The following is a 21,891-nucleotide window of genomic DNA, read 5'->3' on the forward strand; positions in this document are numbered from 1 at the left end:
CCGCTCCCATCGACCGCCTGGCCCCCCGCATGACCCGATTCCGACACCTGACCCGCGCGCTGCGCCTCGCCCTGGGCAGCGCCCTGCTGCTCGGTGGCGTGGCCGCGCTGGCCGCTCCCCCTTCCTCACCGACGCCCGCCACGACACCCGCCACGACGCCTGCCCCGAAGCCCGCCACCGCGCTGCAGGCCGGCATCGCCGACAGCGACGGTCTGCGCGTGCGGCTGCCCGACGTCGAGGTGCTGGACCAGGACGGCCGCAAGCGCCGCTTCGCGCGCGACCTGGTGGCCGGCAAGCGCGTCGCGATCAACTTCATCTTCACGTCCTGCACGACGATCTGCTCGCCCCTGAGCGCGACCTTCAAGGCGATGGACGAGGAACTGCGCCGCCGCGCCGGACCGGATGTCCACTTCATCTCGGTCAGCGTCGACCCGCTGACCGACACGCCCGAGGAACTGCGCAAGTTCGGCCGCAAGTTCGAGGCCGGCGCCAACTGGACCTTCGTGACCGGCACGCGCACCTCGATCGACGCCATCCTGAAGGCCTTCGACGTCGGCAGCGGCAGCCCCGAGGACCACTCGCCGATGGTCTGGCTGGGCCATGAGCCGAGCCAGCGCTGGGTCCGCACCTATGGCCTGGCCTCGCCGAAGCTGCTGGTCGACCGGCTGGCCAGCCTGGACAAGCCCGCACCGAAGGCGGCCGCCGGCGGCGCACCCGAGCCCGATGCCGCCGCGCTGGCCCAGATGCGCCAGATGGCCAGCCAGGCCGCCGGCCGCGCCGGCGTGCAGCAGGCCGCGCCCGGCACGCGCGGCGCCGAGTACTTCACCAACCTGCCGCTGGTCACCCAGGACCGCCCGAAGGTGCGCTTCTACGACGACCTGATCCGCGACCGGGTGGTGCTGATCACCTCGTTCTATGCCAGCTGCAAGGACGTCTGCTCGCCCGTCACCCACAACCTCGCCAAGGTGCAGGAGCTGCTGGCCGAGGACATCAAGACACCGGTCAGGCTGGTGTCGATCACCACCGACACCGGCTTCGACACGCCGGAGGTGCTGCGCGAGTACGCCCAGCGCCACAACGCCCGGCCGGGCTGGTCCTTCGTCACCGGCAAGAAGGAGAACGTCGACTGGGTGCTGCACAAGCTGGGCCTCTACAACGAGAAGCCGGAGCAGCACACCGCCATCCTGTGGGTCGGCAACGACCGCACCGGCGCCTGGCTCAAGCTGCACGCGCTGGCGCCGCCGGAGACCATCGTCGCGGCCGTGCGCAAGGTGCTGTGATGGCGCGGCACGCCTGGCGCGGCGGCCTGCTCGCAGCTGCGGTGCTGCCCGTGATGCTGGCATCGACCGGCGCGACGCAGGCCCAGGATGTGGCAGCCCCTGCCGATCCCAGCGAGCAGGCTCGCCGGGCCGGTCGCAGCCTCTTCCTCGAAGGCCGCAACCGCCACGGCGAGGCGGTCCAGGCCAGCGTCGGCTCGGGGGTTGCGCTGCAGGGTGAGGCGGTGGCCTGCGCCCGCTGCCATGGCCCGGAAGGCGCAGGCAACCGCGAAGGCGGCCTGACCGCGCCGGCGCTCGACTGGAACTCGCTCAGCCAGGCCCGCAGCGCCAGCCCCGGCCTGCTGCCGCGCAGCCGCTACGACGACGTCGCGCTGCTGCGCGCGCTGCGCCAGGGCGTCGACGCGGACGGCCGGCCGCTGTCCTCGGCCATGCCGCGCTTCACGCTCGGCCCGCGCGACGAGGCCGACCTGCTGACTTACCTGCGTGGACTGGGCCGGTTGACCGACCTCGATCCCGGCCTGTCGCCGCAGCGCATCACGATCGGCGGCGTGCTGCCGCTCAGTGGCCCGCTGGCGGCCGCCGGGCGGGCAGCCGACGCGGCCATCCGGTCCTGCTTCGCGCAGGCCAACCGCGACGGCGGCATCTTCGGCCGACAGATCGACTGGCAGCCGCTGGATGCGCAGGCCGTCGCGCCGACCGAGATCGCCCGGGTCCTGCGCGAGCAAACCTTCGCCGCGGTCGCGCCCTGGTGGGCCGACCTGGGCAGCCAGGCGCTGGCCGAACGGCTCGCCGGCCTGCCGCTGATCGGTCCGCTGGGCGCGGCCACCGAACTCGAACAACCCCAGCCGACGCTGTTCGCCGTCGCCCCGCAGCTGAGCCATCAGGTGCGCAACCTGGTCGACGCGGTCGCCCTGGGCGAACTGGCCGATCAGCCCTCGGTCAAGCGACCGGAACAGGCCCGTCTGGCCGTCATCGCCAGCCCCGCCCGCCACCACCGCGCCGCGCTGCTGAGCAGCCAGCGCCAGGCCCAGAACCATCCGAACCTGAGCCTGTCGGTCTGGCAGCCCAAGCTGGGCCAGTCCGATGCCGCCCAGCTGGCCGACGCGCAACGCTGGCTGGCCAGCCTGCCGCCGCAGGACGCCGTGCTGGTGCTGGCCGCGCCGGCCTGGCTGCGCACCATCACCCAATCGGGCCTTGCGGGAGGACCGAATGGGGCTGCCGTCCGAGGCTTGACAGCCACGGCCCGGACACCGTTTGTCCTGGGTGCCTTCGCCGAACAGGGCCAGGCGGTGATGGACTGGCCGGCCGCCCTGCGGCTGGCGCTGCGCCTGAGCCACACGGTGCCCGAGGATGCCCCGCCCGATCCCGGACCGTTGCGCCAGGCGCTGGCCGGGGTCGGTGCCGACCTGACCCATCCCGCCGTGCAGAGCCTCGCCCACGCGGCCGCCTGCCTGACGGTCGAAGGGCTGCGGCGTGCCGGCCGCGAGCCCAGCCGCGCCCGACTGCGCCAGGCACTTGAAGAGGTGCGGGACTTCCGCACCGGCGTCATCGGGCCGCTGAACTACGCCCGCCAGAACCACGTCGGCAGCATGGGCAGTGCCGTCGTGCGGATCTCGGCGGACGGCCAGCGGCTGGAAACCGTGCGGGAATGGCGCACGCCCCTGAGCCAATAGATTCATCTACGGTTCAGTATCTGACGCAGCGACTTCAGAAAAGTCGCATCGGGGCATCACCCCCCCAGCCCCAACTGGGAACTGCGTCACGCCAAGCTCGGAATGCAAACCTTTAAGCGTTGCTAAGGGCGATCGGCCTGAGGGATTCGGGCCGACACTTCATTTGTCTGAAGTCAACCTTCAGGGGCGCGCACCGTGGACTTTCCATCCGACGCCTTTCAAGCAACGCAACACGGTCGATCAAGTCCTTGATTTTCAAGACGAATCGCCGATAACCCTGCGTGTCGAGATCGTCCGGTTCGAGGTTTGGTGATGTTCCCTGGGGCAAAACTGAACAATAACTGAACAATCTAGACCCCCCGGTTCAGGTTAAGGATCTTGAACCCAAGTGGGCCAACACCCGACACTGCATGCACTGAATCTGAAGCTTCACTGAAGCCAAATTGGGTCACCCAAAACCGACCCACCCCGCCGAGACCGACGCGACGCCTGCTCGCATCCAGAAGGGAACTCCGATGAATTCCAGAAAACTTGCCGCAGCGATCTCACTGATCCTCGGCGTGACGACCTCGCCGCTGATGGCGGCCGTCTGCAAGCCCAACGCGGCCACGCCGTTTTCCGCGTCCGCACCGGACCCGGTGAACGGTTTCCCGCGGGTGCTGGCCGACTCCGAAGGCGTGAGCCTCGTGCTCTGCAACGGCCTGTCCGACCCCGCCAACATCGGCGGCTGCTTCTTCGACCCGGTGATCCCGGGCAACGCGTTCTCCGCCGACATCGGCTTCGGCGCCGAGGGCTTCTGGTTCCTGTCGGAGGCATCGTTCTCCGATCCCCAGGGCGCGGGCTACAACGTGCTGCTGGTGATGGGCGCCGAGGCGGCCTTCATGACCGAAACACCGGTCAATGGCGAGCAGTTCCCGTTCACCCGGCTGCGCGTGCGCATCGATGCGCCGGTGGCCGGCATCTACACGCTGACCCACCCCTACGGCAGCAAGACCTGGACGGTGACCGCACCGGGTCGCCGCGCCATCAACGACACCAGCGACATCCAGTTGTTCGCCGCGCCCGACGTCGTGCTCAACGACGGTGACGTGCCGGCCCGCACCAACCAGGGCGTGGTCGGCCCGTGGCTGCGCTGGACCACCTCGGCGGCCGACGGGATGCTGCCCGGCGAGCGGGCCGCGCCCGCCGGGTTCCTGGGCGACGGCGCCACCCCGCACACGGTGGTCGGCAGCCCCTGCGGCACCAACTACGCCGAACTGGTGGTCAAGCACCCGACCACCGGTGCCGAGATCACGCGCTTCCGCTCGAACCTGTTCACCGTGCAGGGCATGCAGGCGCCGGACACCGAGCGCATCACCCCGCTGGTGGTCGACAGTGCCTACTACGCGAAGAACGGCAACGAGGTGAAGGTGCATGTCTTCGCGACCGCACCCACGACCGCCCGCGTCAACGCGCAGGTCCTGGACGTGACGGACGCCCTCTCCACCGAAGTCGCCGCCGGCCCGCTCGCCAGCGACCGCACCGGCCGCTTCTACGCCACGTTGCCGGCCTCTTCCTCCGGCAACGTGCCCGAGGCGCTGGTGGTCCAGGCGGACAACTCGCCGGTCAGCCCGTCGCGGTCGCAGCGCCTGGCGCTGACCGACCTCGTCACCGTGACCGCCGCCAACGCGAGCTGCGCCAGCGGCACCAGCAACTGCACCGTCACCGTGTCGGCGCTGTCGAGCGACCCGGATGCCCAACTGACGCTGGACCTGGGCGGCAACCGCACGTCGACCCGCCTGTCCGGCACCGGCACGACCTTCTCCGTCACCGACCTGACCGCGCTGCCCGCCAGCGTCAAGGTCAGCTCGGACAAGAAGGGTTCCGCCAGCAAGCCGCTGACGATCAACTAAACATCGCGAGACTCTGACATGCAACGCAAACTGATTGCCGCCCTGGTCGCAGGCGCGCTCGAGATCTACGCCGGTTCGGTCGCGGCTCAAGCCGTCGCTTGCGGTACCCAGGACGGTCCGCAGTACTTCACCGTCGGCCAGCGCAACCCGGTCACGGGCTACGGCGAATACGTCAAGGACAGCAACAACCTGGCCCTGCAGATCTGCAAGGACCCCAACCTCTGCTTCTTCGACCCGCAGGTCCCCGGCAACCTGGTCTCCGAGCAGACCGGCACCGGCGGCGAGTCCTTCTTCTGGCTGGCCGACAGCGTCACGACCGACGCCGTCACCGGCTTCGAGCTGCGCTTCGTGATGGCGGCCGAGGCCACCTACACCACCGAAGAGCCGACCGCCGGCGAGCAGCTCTCCTTCACCCGCTTTCGCGTGCGGATGAACACCGACCAGCTCGGCCGCTACACGATCAGCCACCCCTGGGGCAAGCATGAGGTGACCGTCGAGACCATCGATGCCGCCGGCTGGGAAATCAACGAGACCTTCGACATCGCCTTCGTGCCCGGCCAGACCGACGCCTGCGGCAAGGTCGGCCCCTGGCTGCGCTGGACCGACGTGGGCGATCCCCGCCTGCTGCCCGGCGAGGCCCCGGCGAGTTCCCTGCCGCCCGGCTTCATCGGCGATGGCGCGACGCCGCACACCGTCACCGGTGGCGTGAACGGACAGAACGTGGTGGCGATCGAGGCCCGCGCACTGTTCACCGACGCACCGGTGAATTTCGTGTCCGTCAACGGCGTCCCGAGCAACCGCATCGTCAACCCGCTGTTCGTGGTCCAGGGCCAGCAATGGGACGGCGACACGCAGGCCATCCTGGCCTCGGATCGCATCACCTACCGCCGCACCGCCGGCAGCAACGACACCCGCATCGACGCCTTCGCGACCTCCGACGCCGGCAGCACCGTCACCGTCAAGGACGTGACGACCACGGCGGCCACCGGCACGGCCATCACCAGCCCGGTGACGCTGGACCGCGACGCCGGCGTGTTCTCGACCGCCCAAGGCATCGGCGCACGCAATCCGACCACCGCGCTGCCGATCGGCATGGAACTGGTCGCCCATGGCGTGTCCGGCACCGGCAGCGCCGGCCAGGCCACCCGGCTGGTGCGCGGCCTGAAGGACTCGGTCGTCATCCAGCAGGCCGACTACGACCCCGTCTCCGGCACGCTGACCGTGCGCGCGACGTCCAGCGACGCCGCCGTGGCCGCGAGCCGCCTCATCATCGACGAGACCGCCACCGCCGCCACCGGCGCGCCGCTGGCCATGGCGGTGCCGCCCGGCTCCGTCACCGTGAACTCGCCGGCCGGTGGCAGCGACACCGCCCAGGTCCGCGTGGTCGACCAGACCGCGCTTCAGGCCCCGACCGGCGCAACCGCTGCGCTGCAAAGCGGCGCCATCCTGGTCTCGTGGAACGACAGCGCCAACGAGTTCGGCTACCAGATCGACCGCTTCGTGAACGGTTCGACCACCGCGACCACCCTGCCGGCCGCGATCGGTGCGGACGTGACCCAGTTCGCCGACACCGGCGTCGCCGACGACAACAGCTACGCCTACAAGGTCGTGGCGATCCGGGGCAACGAACGGGCCGAATCGACCCTGTCCAACGCCGTCCTGGTGCCGATCGTCGCGCCGACCATGACCTCGGTGACCGCCCCTGTCGGCAGCACCACCAGCCTGGTCGTGCGCTGGTCGCGCACCTCGCCCAGCCTGCGCAGCTACCGCGTCATCCGCGTCTCCGGCAGCGGCGACACCGTGATCGGTACGGTGGCAGCCGGTGCGGCGATGCAGTTCACCGACACCGGCCTGACGGCGGACACCAGCTACACCTACCGGGTCGAGGTGGTCAGCAGCAGCGGCGCCTTCGTCAGCTCGGCCACCCTGTCGGGTCGCACCACCGGCGCGGCGCTGAGCCTGACGGCGCCCACCGGCCTGAGCATCGCCGCCGACACGGCCGCCACGAACGCGGTGGTCGTGCGCTGGACCGACACGGCCAACGGCGAGACCGGCTACCGCGTGACCCGCAACCGCTACGCCCATGACCTGACCACAGGGCTGGCGGTGAGCAACACGGCCACGCGCACGGTCACCGGTGCGAACCTGCAGGTCTACAACAGCAACACGCTGCACATCGGCACCAACCTGGCCGGCAGCCTGCCGAATCCGGGCATCTTCAAGTTCGTGCTGTCGGCCGTGAACGGCACCGCCGCAAGCCCGACGGCCGAAACCGGCTTCCACTACAACGGCACCGTCCCGGTGCCCGGCAACGTGAACGCGCGCGTCAACGACCTGACCTTCGGCAACGCGACGGGTGCCGCCAACGCTGGCGTCGCCGAGTACGACGTGCAGTACTGCGTCGGCTCGCTGACGACCTGCTCGGGCACCGCCGGCACCTGGCGGGACTTCAAGACCGTGCCCCGCACCGGCGCGGCCGCCTCGGTGAACTACGTCGGCCTGCCCGCCGGGACCAACACCTACCGCTTCCGCGTGCGCAGCGCCACGCCGGATGTGGTCGGTGCGAACTCGGCCTGGGTGATGTCGGCCAACGTGCGCTCGATCACCCGCTGACCGGCCGGGATCGACCGTCTTCGCTTGACCCGTGCGAGCGGCCACCTCCGGGTGGCCAGCTCGACCTCAGGACGCGTCCCACGGGACGCGTCCTTTTTTTTGCGTCAACGCAAACCGGCGTGCGCCGCCACGCGCGCCAGTTGCCATGCCCCTCGCAGGAACCGCGCGTCGGTGCGAACATCCCAAGCAGGCAATCCCGCGATCACGCGCGCCGCCCCGCGCAGGAGACGTCACCATGGACCAGCGCCACACGCCCGACTCGACCCAGGCCCTGCATGAAGGCTGGGATGCATGGATGCACCAGCAGCAACGCTACTGGCACGAGTGGATGGAGGCCGGACAACTCTGGCTGTCGTGGTGGGTGTCGACCCTCCCGCCGGTGAACTGGCCGCCCGCCGGCATGGTGCTGCCGCCCGAGGGTGGACGCACCAGCCCGGCGCCGTCGACCGGACCGGACGCGGCACCCGAGCCGGTCATCCGCGCACCCAAGGCTGCCCCCAGCCGCAAGCCGCGCGCGGCGGCCCAGCGCCATCACTGAACGCTGAACGCTGAACACGCCGGGTCGGTGGCAGACGGGCGGCGAATGCCGCCCCGCGCTCAACCCAGCGCCCGGATCGCCTGCACCTTGAGCCGGCCGGACCAGTCCTTGCCCTTGCGGGCACGCTTGTTCGCATAGGGCTGGAGCGCGACGGTGCGCAGGTCCTCGTCACGCGGCTGGCCGTTGCGGCCGATGACGGTGATCTGCACGCCCGCCGCGTAGCTGACCGCTCCAGCGAGCGTGTCGCCGTCCTCCAGCGACATCAGCATCAGGCCGCGGCCACCGCCGGGCTGGTGCTTGAGGTCCTCCAGCGCGAAGGTCAGCAGCGCGCCCTTCTGGCTCAGGCAGGCGACCTGGCGGTGCTCGGCCGCCACCCGCACGGGCGGCAGCCAGGTCTCGCCGGTTTCGAGGGTCAGGAAGGCCTTGCCGCTCTTGTTGCGGCTGAGCAGGTCCCCGACCTTGGCCAGCAGGCCGGTCGCGCCGCTGTGCGCGATCAGCAGGGTCGTGTCGACCGGCGCGGCCAGGTAGTGCAGCACCTGGGTGCCGCTCTCCAGCTCGATCAGGCTGGTGATGGGCACACCGTCGCCGCGCGCGCCGGGCAGCTGGCTGACCGGCACCGAATAGACGCGGCCGTTGCTGCCCATGACGATCAGCGGGTCGACGGTGCGGCATTCGAAGGTGCCGTAGAGCGCATCGCCAGCCTTGAAGGCGAAGCCGCCGGCCTCATGGCCATGGCCGGTGCGGGCCCGCACCCAGCCTTTCTGGCTGACCACGACCGTGACCGGCTCGTCGACCACCTTGACCTCGGCGACGGCCTTCTTCTCGGCCTGGATCAGCGTCCGGCGATCGTCGCCGTGGACCTTCACGTCGGCCTCGATCTCGCGGATCAGCACGCGCTTGAGCGAGCCGGGGTTGGCGAGGATGTCCGAGAGCTTCGTCTCCTCGCCGCGCAGCTCGGCGAGTTCCTGCTCGATCTTGATCGCCTCGAGCCGGGCCAGCTGGCGCAGCCGGATCTCGAGGATGTCCTCGGCCTGGCGGTCGCTCAGGCTGAAGCGGCCGATCAGCGCGGGCTTGGGCTCGTCGCTCTCGCGGATGATGCGGATCACCTCGTCGATGTTGAGCAGCACCAGCTGGCGGCCTTCGAGCACGTGGATGCGGTCGCGCACGCGGCCGAGGCGGTGCTCGGTCCGGCGCCGCACCGTCGTCTGGCGGAAGCCGACCCACTCCGTCAGGATCTGGCGCAGGCTCTTCTGGGTCGGCCGGCCGTCGGCGCCGACCATCGTCAGGTTGACCGGCGCGGAGCTTTCCAGGCTGGTGTGGGCCAGCAGCGTGGTGATCAGCTCCTGCTGGCCGACCGTGCGGCTGCGCGGCTCGAACACCAGGCGCACCGGCGCGTCCTTGCTGGACTCGTCGCGCACGACGTCGAGCACCGCCAGCAAGGTCGTCTTGAGCTGCAGCTGCTCGGCGCTCAGCGCCTTCTTGCCGGCCTTGACCTTGGGGTTGCTGAGTTCCTCGATTTCCTCGAGCACCTTCTGGCTGCTGGTGCCGGGTGGCAACTCGGTGACGATGAGCTGCCACTGGCCGCGCGCGAGGTCCTCGATCTTCCAGCGCGCCCGCACCTTGAGCGAGCCGCGCCCGGTCCGGTAGGCCTCGCGGATGTCCGTCGCGCTGCTGATGATCTGGCCACCGCCGGGGTAGTCCGGGCCGGGCAGGAGCTCGGCCAGCGCGTCGTCGGACAGGGCCTCGTCGCGGATCAGCGCGATCGCCGCCGCCGCCACCTCGCGCAGGTTGTGGCTGGGCACCTCGGTGGCCATGCCCACCGCGATGCCGGAAGCACCGTTGAGCAGCACGAAGGGCAGGCGCGCCGGCAGCTGCCGCGGCTCCTCGGTCGAGCCGTCGTAGTTGGGCACGTAGTCGATCGTGCCCTCGTCGATCTCGTCGAGCAGCAGGCGGGCGATCGGCGCGAGGCGGGCCTCGGTGTAGCGCATCGCCGCCGCGCCGTCGCCGTCGCGCGAGCCGAAGTTGCCCTGGCCGTCGATCAGCGGATAGCGCAGGCTGAAGTCCTGCGCCATGCGCACCAGCGCGTCATAGGCGGCGGTGTCGCCGTGCGGGTGGTAGCGGCCGAGCACGTCGCCGACGACGCGGGCGCTCTTGACCGGCTTGGCACCGGCGTTGCCCGCAAAGGACAGGCCCATGCGCTGCATCGCGTAGAGGATGCGGCGCTGCACCGGCTTCTGGCCGTCGCAGACGTCGGGCAGGGCCCGGCCCTTGACGACGCTGAGGGCGTATTCGAGGTAGGCCCGCTCGGCATAGCGGGCCAGCGTGAGGGCGTCGGCAGCCTCGCCCGAATCGGGCGGAGGCGGCGGCGCGAAGTCCATCGGAGTCTGTTGCATCGTCCCGCGAGGTCGGCCCGTCTGCCTTGCGGCCGGGCCCGGCTGGAAAGGCGCGGGATCTTAGCCTCACGCCATGTCCGAACGCGCTGGCGGCGGGCTGCGGTGCCCGCGCGGCGAGGCTCAGCCCGGCATCGAGCCCTGCAGGCGGAAGGAGCGCTCGGCGGCCAGCTGCTCCTGCAGGCTCTGGCGCTCGCGCTCATGGTTGCCCAGCGCCTGGGCCAGCTCGGCCCGGCCGGCAGCGACCTGCTTGCGCAGCGCGTCGAGCTCCTCGCGGGACTTCTGGCGCTCGGTCATCAGCGCGCGGCGCACGCCTTCGGCCTTGGCCAGGTCGCCGTTGACGCGCATCAGCATCTGGCTGAGCTCGCGGATCTGGCGGTCGCGCTCGTTGATGCGTGCCTGCATGCCGGCGGCGTCGGCGGTGGTCTGTTCCAGCGCGACATTGGCCTCCCAGCGGGCGGCCTCCAGGGCGGCCAGTGCGGCGTCGTTCTCGGCGCTGACGCTGTAGAGCTGCTCGGTGTGGCGGAACTCGAGTTCCATGCGCGTCGCCTCGGTGCGCGCGGACCAGAAGCGCCGCGCCACCGACACACCGATGACGATGCCCAGGACAGCGGCGAGCAGCAGGAAGATCCAGAGTTGGGCCAGCAGGAACATGGTGTGAGCTCGGTTGTTTGCAGCGGGCTCAGCGGGCCGTGAGGGCCGCGAGCCGGTATTCGACATGGTTGCGCGAGGCCGGACGCGGCACGGCGCGCGCAGCCGTCGCATCGGGCGGGACGGCGGACGCGGCCGCCAGCGCCTCGGAAGCCGCTGCCGCAGCGGCCGAGGCGGCCACCGCCGGCGCCAGCGCCCGCTCGATCGCCTCGGGGGCCTGGGCCACCGCCTCGATCTGGCGCGCCGGCACGCCCTCCACCATCAGCGCCGCAGCGATGGCCGCGGCGCGGCGCTCGCCCAGCGCGACCTCGCCACGGCGCGGTCCCGTGCTGTCCAGCGGTGCCTGGATCACCAGCCGCCAGCCCTTGCATTGCAGGGTGAGCGCGGCGAGCTGCTGCAGCACCGGACTGGCGCTGCGGTCCAGCGTCGCCGCACCCGGCCGGAAGCGCAGCGGACGGGTCTCCTGGACCGTCTGGAAAGCCTTGGTGCAGGCCGTCAGCGACGGCCCCTTGTTCGACGCCCGGCCGGCACCTGGCGCGGGCAGGTCGGCCAGCAGGTCGACCTCGGATTCCGGCAGCAGCGGTCGGGACGGCAGGACGTCGTTGAGCCGCGTGCGGTCATCCAGGCGCCAGAACACGCCCGGCACGCCGCCATAGGGTTCGGCGACTTCCTTGGCGATGCTGGCCAGCGCGGTCTTGCTGATCGGATCGGGCGCAACGCCGGTCAGGACGGCCACGCTGCCGTCGACCGACAGCTTGGCCCAGCCATAACCGGCCTCGGCCAGGCTCTGGTTGATGCGGCTCTCGGCCAGCTGGCGCAGCGCGTCGGGCCGGGCCTGGCCATGCGTGAAGACGGCCCAGCCCAGCACCAGCACGCCCAGCGCGCACAGCCAGACGTCCCAGCCCACCGACTGCCCCGTTCGGGCTTTTCCCACGATCGATCACCCCCGCTTTTTTCAGTCTCGGGACCGCTTTTCTACCCAAGCGCGACCCGGCAACAAAATGTAGCGAGTTCCGTCACGTTTTTTGACCTTGCAAACGCTTGCGCCCCACAGGCATGGGGGCCCCGCGACGTGACGGAGCACCGCTTTGCTGGATTCAGAGGCCCCTCGCCCGGCGAGTACGCCGGGCGATCCCCCGTGGGGATGGGGCCGGCTTGGGTCGGCCCGGCGCTCGGCCCGAATTCACCCGGGCCGCAGCTTCCGGACAACAGTGGCATCGCGGTCTGTCAGATATCGATCTCGACGCTGTCGCCGTGCAGTTCCATCAACGCGCGGCGGGCGGCGGCCTCGCCCTTGCCCATGAGCTTGTCCATCGCCTCGACCGTGTCGCCGAAGTCGACGCTGCCCCAGTCGACCCGCAGCAGGCGGCGCGTGTCGGGGTTGAGCGTGGTCTCCCAGAGTTGCTCGGCGTTCATCTCGCCCAGGCCCTTGAAGCGGCTGATCGACCAGCTGCCCTCGCGCGCGCCTTCCTTGCGCAGCTTGTCCAGCGTGGCCTGCAGCTCGCCCTCGTCGAGCGCGTAGAGCTTGACCGCCGGCTTGCGCCCACGGGCCGGTGCGTCGATGCGGAACAGCGGCGGCTTGGCCACGAAGATGTGGCCGGTCTCGATCAGCTTGGGGAAGTGGCGGAAGAACAGCGTCAGCAGCAGCACCTGGATGTGCGAGCCGTCGACGTCGGCATCGCTCAGGATGCAGATCTTCCCGTAGCGCAGGCCGCTCAGGTCGGGCTGGTCGTCCGGGCCGTGCGGGTCGACGCCGACGGCCACCGCGATGTCGTGGATCTCGGTGTTGGCGAACAGGCGGTCGCGCTCGACCTCCCAGGAATTGAGCACCTTGCCGCGCAGCGGCAGGATGGCCTGGGTCTCCTTGTCGCGACCCATCTTGGCGCTGCCGCCGGCCGAGTCGCCCTCGACCAGGAAGACCTCGTTCAAGCCCAGGTCACGGCTTTCGCAGTCGGTCAGCTTGCCGGGCAGCACGGCCACGCCGGAGCCCTTGCGCTTCTCGACCTTCTGGCCGGCGCGCTGGCGGGCCTGGGCCTGGCGGATCACCAGTTCGGCGAGCTTCCTGCCGTGCTCGACATGCTGGTTCAGCCACAGCTCGAAGGCCGGCCGCACGAAGGCGGTGACCAGGCGCAGCGCGTCGCGGCTGTTCAGGCGCTCCTTGGTCTGGCCCTGGAACTGCGGGTCCAGCACCTTGGCCGACAGCACGAAGCTGGCGCGGCTGAAGACGTCGTCGGGCATCAGCTTGACGCCCTTGGGACACAGCGCATGCAGCTCGACAAAGCCCTTGACCGCCTGGAACAGGCCGTCCTTCAGGCCGGCCTCGTGGGTGCCGCCGGCCACCGTCGGGATCAGGTTGACGTAGCTCTCGCGCAGGTTGGCGCCGTCCTCGCAGAAGGCCACGCTCCAGGCCGCGCCCTCGCCTTCGGCGAAGTTCTCGGTCTCGCCGGCGCCGGCGTACTGCTCGCCCTCGAAGGGCGGGATCAGCGCGTCACTGGCGAGGTTCTGGCGCAGGTAGTCGCCCAGCCCGCCCTGGTAGAGCCAGGTCTGCGTTTCGCCGGTCTTCTCGTGCGTGAGCGTGACGGTCACGCCCGGCATCAGCACGGCCTTGCTGCGCAGCAGGTGGACCAGCTCGTGGCGCGGCAGCTCGGCGCTCTCGAAGTACTTCGGGTCCGGCCAGACCCGCACCGAGGTGCCACTGCGGCGCTCGCCGCCGGCCATCGGCCGGATCTGCAGCGGCTCGATCACGTCGCCGCCGGAGAACACCAGCGTGGCGACCTGCCGGTCGCGGTGGACCTGCACCTGCAGCCGGGTCGACAGCGCGTTGGTCACACTCACGCCGACACCGTGCAGGCCGCCGGAGAAGCTGTAGGCGCCGCCCGAGCCCTTGTCGAACTTGCCGCCGGCATGCAGGCGGGTGAAGACGATCTCGACCACCGGCACCTGCTCTTCCGGGTGCAGGCCGACGGGGATGCCGCGGCCGTCGTCGTCGACGCTGACCGAGCCGTCCGCATGCAGCGTCAGCGCGATGCGCCGGCCGTGGCCGGCCAGGGCCTCGTCGGCGGCGTTGTCGATCACCTCCTGCACGATGTGCAGCGGGTTGTCGGTGCGGGTGTACATGCCGGGGCGCTGCTTGACCGGCTCCAGGCCCTTGAGGACACGGATGGAGGCTTCGCCATAGACCGGCTGGGTCGCGGCGTTGGACTTCGGGTTGCTTGCCATGGCGGCAGATTCTAGGGAGCCGACTTGTCACGCCAGGTCACATTCCCGCGCCGGCCAGCAGCGGGCGGCTGTCCACCCGGTGCTAGCCTCGCGCCGTTTTGTGCAAGCGCAGCAAAATGCGGCGCTCCTGCGCACACCGCAGCAAACCTGAAAGGAAGAACCATGCAAGCACGTCTGAAGCTCCTCGCCGGCGCCGCCCTGATCGCCTGCGGCGCAGCCCACGCTGCCGACATCAACGCCATCAACCAGCTCAACCAGACCCAGTTCCGGCAGCTCAGCGAGGACCTCGGCGCCGCTGTCTCCTACAAGGCCATGACGCCGGCCGAGGGCCTGGGCCTGATCGGCTTCGACATCGGCATCGGCATGACCGGCACCAAGCTGGAGAACGTCGCCGCACTGACGGCCGCGGCCGGCGGCTCGGACGTGCCCTCGACGCTGCCGCTGGTCAGCGTGCGCGCGGTCAAGGGCCTGCCCTTCGGCGTCGACGTCGGCGTGGCGCTGGGCGCCGTGCCCGGCAGCAACGTGCGCACCACCGGCGGCGAACTGCGCTGGGCCTTCGTCGGCGGCGGCATGCTGACCCCGGCGATCGCCGTGCGCGCGGCGATCAACAACCTGTCGGGCGTCGACAACCTGAAGGTCGACACCACCAGCCTGGACGTCTCGATCTCCAAGGGCTTCGTGATGTTCACCCCCTACGCCGGCGTGGGCACCGTGAAGGTCAAGACGTCGGCGCCGGGCACCACGCTGGCGGGCGAGAAGTTCAACCAGAAGAAGATCTTCGGCGGCGTGAACATCAACCTCGGCCTGGTGAACCTGGCGCTCGAGACCGACAAGACCGGCGAGGCGACCAGCTACGGCGCCAAGGTCGGCCTGCGCTTCTGAGCACGGGCCACGCGAGGGCGCGTCAGCCGGCCTGAACCGGCCTGAACCGGCCTGAGCGCCGTCCAGCACGAAGGGGCGCCACGGAGCGCCCCGTTTTTCGTTTGGCTACAGTGCGCGGATGTCGTCGTCCTCCACCTCCTCCGCCGCCCCGGCGACCCGCCTGTCCATGCAGCAGGTGCTGCTCTGCGGCGCGCTGATCGTCACGCTGTCCATGGGCATCCGCCACGGCTTCGGGCTGTGGCTCGGGCCCATCACCACCGAGCGCGGCTGGACCCGCGAGACCTTCGCCTTCGCGCTGGCGATCCAGAACCTGTCCTGGGGCATCGCCGGCCCGTTCGCCGGCATGCTGGCCGACCGCTACGGCGCGATGCGCGTGCTGGTGGCCGGCAGCCTGTTCTACGCCGCCGGCCTGGCGCTGATGGCGGTCTCCGAGTCCGGCCTGGCCTTCACCGGCAGCGCCGGCCTGATGGTCGGCATCGCCCAGTCGGGCTGCACCTACGCGATCGTCTACGGCGTGATCGGCCGCCAGATCGACCCGGCCAGGCGCTCCTGGGCGATGGGCGTGGCCGCAGCGGCCGGCTCCTTCGGCCAGTTCCTGATGGTGCCGGTCGAGAACTTCCTGATCTCGCACCTCGGCTGGCAGCAGGCGCTGTACGTGCTGGCGCTGATGGCGCTGGTGATCGTGCCGCTGTCGATCGGCCTGAAGGAGCCGCCAGCCGCGAGCGGCGGCAGCGGCGCCCAGCAGAGCATCGGCGCGGCGCTGCGCGAGGCCTTCGGCTACCGCAGCTTCCAGCTCCTGATGGCGGGCTACTTCGTCTGCGGCTTCCAGGTCGTCTTCATCGGCGTGCACATGCCCAGCTACCTGAAGGACCATGGCCTCGCGCCCGAGGTGGCGACCGGCGCGCTGGCGCTGATCGGCCTGTTCAACGTGGTGGGCACCTACACGGCCGGTGCGCTCGGCCAGAAGCTGGCCAAGCGCCACATCCTGGCGACGATCTACGGGCTGCGCTCAGTGGCCATCGTCGTGTTCCTGAACGTGCCGCTGTCGCCGACCAGCGTCTACCTGTTCTCGACCGTGATGGGCCTGCTGTGGCTGTCGACCGTGCCGCCGACCAACGCGGTCGTGGCGCAGATCTTCGGCGTGCGCTACCTGTCGATGCTGGGCGGCTTCGTGTTCTTCAGCCACCAGATCGGCTCCTTCATGGGCGTGTGGCTGGGCGGCCGTCTCTACGACCGCACCGGCAGCTACGACGTGGTCTGGTGGATCGCGGTGGCGCTGGGCGTGTTCGCCGCGCTGATCAACCTGCCGGTGCGCGAGACCGCGATCGCACGCCCGGCCGTGGCGGCCGCATGAACCCGCTGCACCTGCCGGAACAACCGGACCCGACGCCCGGCCTGCCGCGCTGGCTCAAGCGCACGATGACCGTGCTGGCAGTGACCGGCGTGCTCGCCGCCGTCGGCCTGAGCTACCTGCGCCCCGAGATGGTGGTCGACCTGGCCAACCGCTTCTGGGCCTGCTTCTGATGACGACCCTGACCCCCGCGACCGGCCACGGCGCCGGGCTGGCGCCGTCCGACTGGCTGATGCGCCACAGCCGCGACCTGGCAGCCGCGCGGCGGGTGCTGGACCTGGCCTGCGGCGGTGGACGTCATGCCCGCTGGCTGGCCGCGCAAGGCCATGCGGTGACGGCGCTGGACCGCGACGCCGAGGCGCTGGCCTCGCTGCAAGGCATCGCCACCGAATGCATCGAGGCCGACATCGAGGCCGGTCCGTGGCCGCTGGCCGGCCGCAGCTTCGACCTGGTCGTCGTCACGAACTACCTGTGGCGGCCGCTGTTCCCGGCCGTCGTCGCCAGCGTCGCGCCGGGCGGGCGGCTGATCTGGGAAACCTTCGCGCTGGGTCAGGAGCAGCACGGCCGCCCGAGCCGGCCGGACTTCCTGCTGCGCCCCGGCGAGTTGCTCACGCTGGCCGGCCCGGAGCTGCGCGTCGGCGCCTACGAGGACGGCCTGGTCGTCGGCTCGCCCGAGCACCCGGAAGCCGGCGCGACCCGCCGGGTCCAGCGCATCGTGCTGGACCGTGTCGGCGCCGACGGCGTCCCGCCCGTTCTGCGGCTCTGACACGACACCCGTCACACCCTCGCGCGCCGTCAGGCTCGCGTGACCCCCGCCGCTAGAATCGCCGGCTCGCAAGGAACCCAGCCCATGAATCCGATTGTTGGCAGCATCGTCGCGCTCGTGACGCCGATGCAAGAAGACGGCAGCGTCGACTATCCCGCTCTGCGCCGCCTGATCGACTGGCACATCGCCGAAGGCACCGCCTGCATCGGCGTGGTCGGCACCACCGGCGAATCGCCGACGGTGTCGGTCGACGAGCACTGCGAGATCATTCGCGTGGCCGTCGAACAGACCGCCGGCCGCGTGCCGGTGATGGCCGGTGCCGGTGGCAACTCCACCCGCGAGGCGATCGAGCTGGCGAAGTTCGCCAGGTCGGTCGGCGCCGACTGCACCCTCAGCGTCGTGCCCTACTACAACAAGCCGTCGCAGGAAGGCATCTACCAGCACTTCCGCGCAATCGCCGAGGCGGTCGACATCCCGACGGTGCTCTACAACGTGCCCGGTCGGACCGTCGCGGACATGCTGCCCGAGACCACGCTGCGGGTCGCCCAGCTGCCCGGCGTCATCGGCGTCAAGGAAGCGACCGGCAACATCGAGCGAGCGTGCTGGCTGATCAAGCAGGCCCCGAAGGGCTTCTCGGTCTATTCCGGCGACGACGGCACCGCGATCGCGCTGATGCTGCTCGGCGGCCACGGCAACGTCAGCGTGACGGCCAACGTCGCCCCGCGTGCGATGGCCGACCTCTGCCGTGCCGCGGTGGCCGGCGATGCCCGCACCGCGACCGAGATCCACTTCAAGCTGCTGGGCCTGCACAAGCTGCTGTTCGCCGAGCCCAATCCGACGCCGGTCAAGTGGGCGATGGCCCGCATGGGCCTGTGCGGCGGTGCGCTGCGCCTGCCGATGGTGCCGATGAGCGCGCACCTCGAGGCGGGCCTGGAGCAGGCCATGCGCGAAGCCGGGCTGATCTGATCCGATGACGATGCCGCTCACCCTCCCCCCTTCTTCGCGCCCGACGCTGCGCCTCGTCACCCCGCTGGCCGCCCTGCTGCTGGCCCAGGGTCTGGCGGGCTGCCAGGCGGTCTCCAACACCTTCGGCGGCAGCAAGGTCGACTACCGCGCCCAGGCCCAGCCGGCCTCGAAGCTCGACGTGCCGCCGGACCTCACCCAGCTGTCGAGCGACCCGCGCTACCAGCCGCCCACCGGCGCGCCGGTCAGCGCCAACGCGCTGCAAGGCGCTGCGCAGGCCTCGACCGCCGCCGCGCGTGCGACGGCTCCTGCGGCCGCCACGGCCGTCAGCCAGGCGCTGCGCATCGAGCGGGTCGGCAACCAGCGTTGGCTGGTCAGCAACCAGACGCCGGAACAGCTCTGGCCGCAACTGCAGGATTACTGGCGCCAGAACGGCTTCACGCTGACGACCGACAAGCCTGAGCTCGGCCTGATCGAGACCGACTGGCTGAACAACCGCTCCAAGCTCCCGCAGGACGGCTTGAACCGGCTGCTCAACAAGGTCTTCGACAACCTGTCCGACAGCGGCGAGCGCGATCGCTACCGCATGCTGGTCGAGCGGGGCACGCAAGGCACCGAGATCTCGATCTCGCACCAGGGCGCCTCGCAGGTCGTGCTAGCCGACAAGAGGACCGCATCCGACCAGGTCCGCTGGCAGTCACGCCCAAGTGATCCGAGCCTTGAGGCCGAGATGCTGGCGCGCCTGATGGTCCAGCTGACCCCGGCCACCGCTGCCGCGCCCACGGCTGCCGCCGTGGCGGAAGCCTCCAAGACCCTCGCCGCCGCTCCGGCGACCCCGCCGCGCGCCAGACTGGACAGCGCCGCCGGCGCCAGCACGCTGCAGGTCGACGACGGCTTCGACCGGGCCTGGCGGCGTGTCGGCCTGGCGCTGGACCGCGGCGGCTTCACGGTCGAGGACCGTGACCGCAGCCAGGGCACCTACTTCGTCCGCTACATCGACCCGAAGCTGGCCGGTGCGGAGCAGCCGAACTTCATCTCCCGCCTGTTCGGTGCCGAAAAGCCCGATGTCACCGGTCGTCGCTTCCGCGTCAAGGTCGCGGCCCAGGGCAACAGCGCCAGCACGGTCGCCGTGCTTGAAGCCGAAGGCGTCGCGTCCAAGCCGGGCGACGAGTCGGCCCGCAACATCGCCCAGTTGCTGCTCAACGAACTGCGTTGACACGCAGCGGCGCCCCTGGCGCCCGGCGGAATCACCAAAGCCACCCCCAGGGTGGCTTTCTTTTTGTCCTGTGCAGGCGAAAAAAAGCCGCCCGAAGGCGGCTTTGACTTGCTTGACTGACGAGGATCAGTTCGAAGCAGCGGAAGCAGCCGGGGCAGCGGCTTCAGAAGCGGCGGGCGCAGCAGCCGGAGCCGAAGCTTCAGCGGCGGGGGCAGCGGCCGGCGCGGCCGGGGCGGCTTCTTCCTTCTTGCCGCACGCGGCCAGGGCAGCGGCAGCGATCAGGGCGGCCATCAGGAGCGACTTGTTCATGCTTGTGTCCTCAGACAGTAGATTGCAGTGGTGACAATGCGGGATCGATCCTGGCTTGAGGGCGTACAGCACGCGCCAACAGCTTCGGACCCGTTCGGAAGCGAAATATCAAAATGAATTCGCGTCCAGCCCGCGATGATACATGGTCAACCCGGTTGACAAGCTGACCTGTGGGGCATAACGGGCCAAAAAGATCTCGGTTGACAGCAAGGGTCGTGGCTGATCCGAATTCCGCATTTGGTGCAGATCCGGACAGGCGTCGCACGCCCTGGGTGCATCGGTGCACCGCCCGGCTCAGTCCGGCTCAGTCCGGAAGAAGCCAGCCGTCCTCGACCCATTGCGTCAGCAATTCGCGCAGTTCCGGGCTGGCCTGGGCGACCGTGCGGGCGTCCAGCACGCGCGCATCGGCCAGGGCCTGCAGCGTGCGGGCGTCGCGGCCGGCGGCACGCCAGGACTCGCCGTTGCAGTAGACACGCCGATCGTCGTAGAGCAGGCAGCTGCGCGGGTCGAGGCGCACGCCGCAGCCCTCGGGCAGGGTGCGTCCCGGGTCGAAGCTGATCTGCGCCTTGGGCTCGCTGAGGTACTCGCCCAGCGCCTGCGCCAGCGCGCCAGGTTGCGCCAGCGCCCGCGACAGCGCCGCCTGGGCGTAGTCGTGCAGGGCGGCCGGGATGCGGCCAGGCGTCGCGGTGGCGTCCTGGCCCGGGTCGCGGTAGACCGGCGGACGGGCCACGGCGTCGGCTTCGTCGTCGACCGCATCGGCCAGCCGCAACAGCGTCTCGCGCGCCAGCTCGCTGCGTCCCGGCGAGCGGAAGCCGACCGAGCAGGTCATGCAGTCGCCGCCGACCGCGTCGCCGTCATGGGCCCAGCCGGGTGGCAGGTAGAGCATGTCGCCGGCGTCGAGCACCCATTCCTGTTCGGCGACGAAGCCGTCGATGATCTTCAGCGGCAGGCCCGGTCGCAGCGGCGCGTCGGGCATGCGACCGATGCGCCAGCGGCGCTGGCCGTGGACCTGGATCAGGAAGACGTCGTAGGAATCGAAGTGCGGCCCGACGCCGCCGCCATCGCTGGCCCAGGAGACCATCAGGTCATCCAGCCGCGCCTGTGGCACGAAGCGGAAGCGGTCGAGCATGGCCTCGGCCGCCGGCACGTGCAGGTTCAAGCCCTGCACCAGCACGGTCCAGCCCGGCTTGGTGGCAGCCGGCAGCGCCCGGCGCGGCATCGGGCCTCGGCGCAGCTGCCAGGCGTCCTGGCCGGGCTCGCCCTCGCGGCGGATCAAGCGGGATTCGACGTCGTCACGCTCGACCAGCGCGAACAGCTCCGCGCGCGACAGCGGCGGCTGAACGCCCGGCAGCGCCTGGCGCACCAGCAGCGGCTTGCGCTGCCAGTGGCGTCGCATGAAGGCTTCGGGACTGAGGCCCCCGAGCAGTTCGCTGGGCAGGTCCAGCGGCGCAACGGCGGCGTCGGGATGGGGCCGACGGGAGACCGTCGCCGCGCGGCGACGCGGGGTGGATCGGGGGGCGGCGGGGGCCGCAGCGGAGGTCGTTGGGGGCTTCTTGGGCATGGCACGGATTCTGCCGGGCGCCATCACGCATGCGATGATTCCCGTCATGCTCATCTCCGCACCCTGCGTCGTCAGCCTGAGCTGGCGACTTGAAGACGCCCACGGCAACCTGATCGACCACCTCGACGAACCGGTCGAGTTTTTCTATGGCGGCGACGACCTGCTGGCCAAGGTCGAAGAGGTCATCGCCGGCCAGGGCACCAGCTACGAGGCCACGCTGCACCTGGAACCCGAACACGCCTTCGGCGAGTACGAGGCCGGCCTGGTCTTCTTCGAGGCCCGTGACCTCTTTCCCGAGGCCATCGCCACCGGCATGCAGTTCGAAGGTCCGCCCGAAGGCAGCCTCACGCCCGACATGCCCGCCGACAAGATCTACACCGTCACCGAGGTCTACGACAGCCACGTCGTGCTCGACGGCAACCACCCGCTGGCTGGCATCGCGCTGGTGCTGCAGCTCAAGGTCTGCGGCGTGCGCGAGGCCGACGAGGAAGAGACCGCCAACCGCAGCGTCGACAAGGAGGGCGTCAGCCTTCTGAGCCTGGCGCCGCCCAGTCCGCACCTGCACTGAAGCGCGGCGCCCAGCGGCCTCC

Annotated in this window: 18 protein-coding genes; 12 read left to right on the plus strand and 6 right to left on the minus strand. The window is 70.5% G+C overall.

Annotation, left to right across the window (positions count from 1 at the left end):
* Positions 1-29: 29 nt before the first annotated feature.
* The 5 genes from Q8X39_RS07925 (at position 30) to Q8X39_RS07945 (ending at position 7,993) form a co-directional block, all read left to right on the plus strand.
* A complete protein-coding gene (locus tag Q8X39_RS07925; RefSeq protein WP_305749108.1) occupies positions 30-1,280 on the plus strand; it encodes an SCO family protein in 1,251 nt (416 codons plus the stop codon).
* Complete coding sequence (locus tag Q8X39_RS07930; RefSeq protein ID WP_305749109.1) at positions 1,280-2,950, plus strand: ABC transporter substrate-binding protein; 1,671 nt, start codon at positions 1,280-1,282, stop codon at positions 2,948-2,950. Before Q8X39_RS07925 ends, Q8X39_RS07930 begins: the two co-directional genes overlap by 1 nt.
* A 515-nt stretch (positions 2,951-3,465) precedes the next feature.
* Positions 3,466-4,842, plus strand: coding sequence for a hypothetical protein (locus Q8X39_RS07935; RefSeq protein WP_305749110.1), 1,377 nt, complete (start codon positions 3,466-3,468; stop codon positions 4,840-4,842).
* An 18-nt stretch (positions 4,843-4,860) separates the two neighbouring features.
* The gene (locus Q8X39_RS07940) at positions 4,861-7,455 is read left to right on the plus strand and encodes a fibronectin type III domain-containing protein (RefSeq protein WP_305749111.1); all 2,595 of its coding nucleotides are present in this window, start codon (positions 4,861-4,863) and stop codon (positions 7,453-7,455) included.
* Positions 7,456-7,690: 235 nt separating this feature from the next.
* Positions 7,691-7,993 (plus strand): hypothetical protein, encoded by a 303-nt coding sequence (locus tag Q8X39_RS07945; RefSeq protein ID WP_305749112.1) that lies wholly within the window; start codon positions 7,691-7,693, stop codon positions 7,991-7,993.
* A gap of 59 nt (positions 7,994-8,052) precedes the next feature.
* On the opposite strand, the gene parC is transcribed toward Q8X39_RS07945, so the two are convergent.
* The 4 genes from parC to Q8X39_RS07965 all read right to left on the minus strand — a co-directional run bounded on the left by parC (position 8,053) and on the right by Q8X39_RS07965 (position 14,253).
* Entirely contained in the window at positions 8,053-10,386 is a 2,334-nt protein-coding gene (gene parC / locus Q8X39_RS07950; protein WP_305749113.1) for a DNA topoisomerase IV subunit A, read from the minus strand.
* Positions 10,387-10,506: 120 nt separating this feature from the next.
* Positions 10,507-11,037 carry a hypothetical protein gene (locus Q8X39_RS07955; protein ID WP_305749114.1) on the minus strand — a complete coding sequence of 177 codons (531 nt, stop codon included), beginning with the start codon at positions 11,035-11,037 and terminating at the stop codon, positions 10,507-10,509.
* A 28-nt stretch (positions 11,038-11,065) separates the two neighbouring features.
* A complete protein-coding gene (locus Q8X39_RS07960; protein ID WP_305749115.1) occupies positions 11,066-11,941 on the minus strand; it encodes an OmpA family protein in 876 nt (291 codons plus the stop codon).
* Between the two features lie 320 nt (positions 11,942-12,261).
* On the minus strand, positions 12,262-14,253 hold the full coding sequence (locus Q8X39_RS07965) for a DNA topoisomerase IV subunit B (protein ID WP_305749116.1): 1,992 nt from the start codon (positions 14,251-14,253) through the stop codon (positions 12,262-12,264).
* Between the two features lie 162 nt (positions 14,254-14,415).
* Here Q8X39_RS07965 and Q8X39_RS07970 point away from each other — a divergent pair, with 162 nt between their 5' ends.
* The 6 genes from Q8X39_RS07970 (at position 14,416) to bamC (ending at position 19,431) form a co-directional block, all read left to right on the plus strand.
* On the plus strand, positions 14,416-15,135 hold the full coding sequence (locus Q8X39_RS07970) for a hypothetical protein (RefSeq protein ID WP_305749117.1): 720 nt from the start codon (positions 14,416-14,418) through the stop codon (positions 15,133-15,135).
* A 118-nt stretch (positions 15,136-15,253) separates the two neighbouring features.
* Positions 15,254-16,489: an MFS transporter gene (locus Q8X39_RS07975; protein WP_305749118.1), complete on the plus strand. Its 1,236-nt coding sequence runs from the start codon at positions 15,254-15,256 to the stop codon at positions 16,487-16,489.
* Positions 16,486-16,659 (plus strand): hypothetical protein, encoded by a 174-nt coding sequence (locus tag Q8X39_RS07980; RefSeq protein WP_305749119.1) that lies wholly within the window; start codon positions 16,486-16,488, stop codon positions 16,657-16,659. The genes Q8X39_RS07975 and Q8X39_RS07980 overlap by 4 nt, the downstream gene beginning before the upstream one ends.
* Complete coding sequence (locus Q8X39_RS07985; RefSeq protein ID WP_305749120.1) at positions 16,659-17,252, plus strand: class I SAM-dependent methyltransferase; 594 nt, start codon at positions 16,659-16,661, stop codon at positions 17,250-17,252. Before Q8X39_RS07980 ends, Q8X39_RS07985 begins: the two co-directional genes overlap by 1 nt.
* A gap of 84 nt (positions 17,253-17,336) precedes the next feature.
* A complete protein-coding gene (dapA, locus tag Q8X39_RS07990) occupies positions 17,337-18,218 on the plus strand; it encodes a 4-hydroxy-tetrahydrodipicolinate synthase (RefSeq protein WP_305749121.1) in 882 nt (293 codons plus the stop codon).
* A 10-nt stretch (positions 18,219-18,228) separates the two neighbouring features.
* Positions 18,229-19,431 carry an outer membrane protein assembly factor BamC gene (gene bamC / locus Q8X39_RS07995; RefSeq protein WP_305749122.1) on the plus strand — a complete coding sequence of 401 codons (1,203 nt, stop codon included), beginning with the start codon at positions 18,229-18,231 and terminating at the stop codon, positions 19,429-19,431.
* 126 nt (positions 19,432-19,557) lie between these two features.
* Here bamC and Q8X39_RS08000 read toward each other — a convergent pair whose 3' ends face one another.
* Complete coding sequence (locus Q8X39_RS08000) at positions 19,558-19,740, minus strand: hypothetical protein (RefSeq protein WP_130480235.1); 183 nt, start codon at positions 19,738-19,740, stop codon at positions 19,558-19,560.
* A gap of 304 nt (positions 19,741-20,044) precedes the next feature.
* Positions 20,045-21,301, minus strand: coding sequence for a ribosomal protein uL16 3-hydroxylase (locus tag Q8X39_RS08005; protein ID WP_407067980.1), 1,257 nt, complete (start codon positions 21,299-21,301; stop codon positions 20,045-20,047).
* 46 nt (positions 21,302-21,347) lie between these two features.
* Between Q8X39_RS08005 and Q8X39_RS08010 the strand changes: the two genes are divergently transcribed.
* On the plus strand, positions 21,348-21,869 hold the full coding sequence (locus Q8X39_RS08010) for an FKBP-type peptidyl-prolyl cis-trans isomerase (RefSeq protein WP_305749123.1): 522 nt from the start codon (positions 21,348-21,350) through the stop codon (positions 21,867-21,869).
* Positions 21,870-21,891: the final 22 nt, after the last annotated feature.

The sequence above is a fragment of the Leptothrix discophora genome, from assembly GCF_030705305.1.
GTDB lineage: Bacteria > Pseudomonadota > Gammaproteobacteria > Burkholderiales > Burkholderiaceae_C > Sphaerotilus > Sphaerotilus discophorus.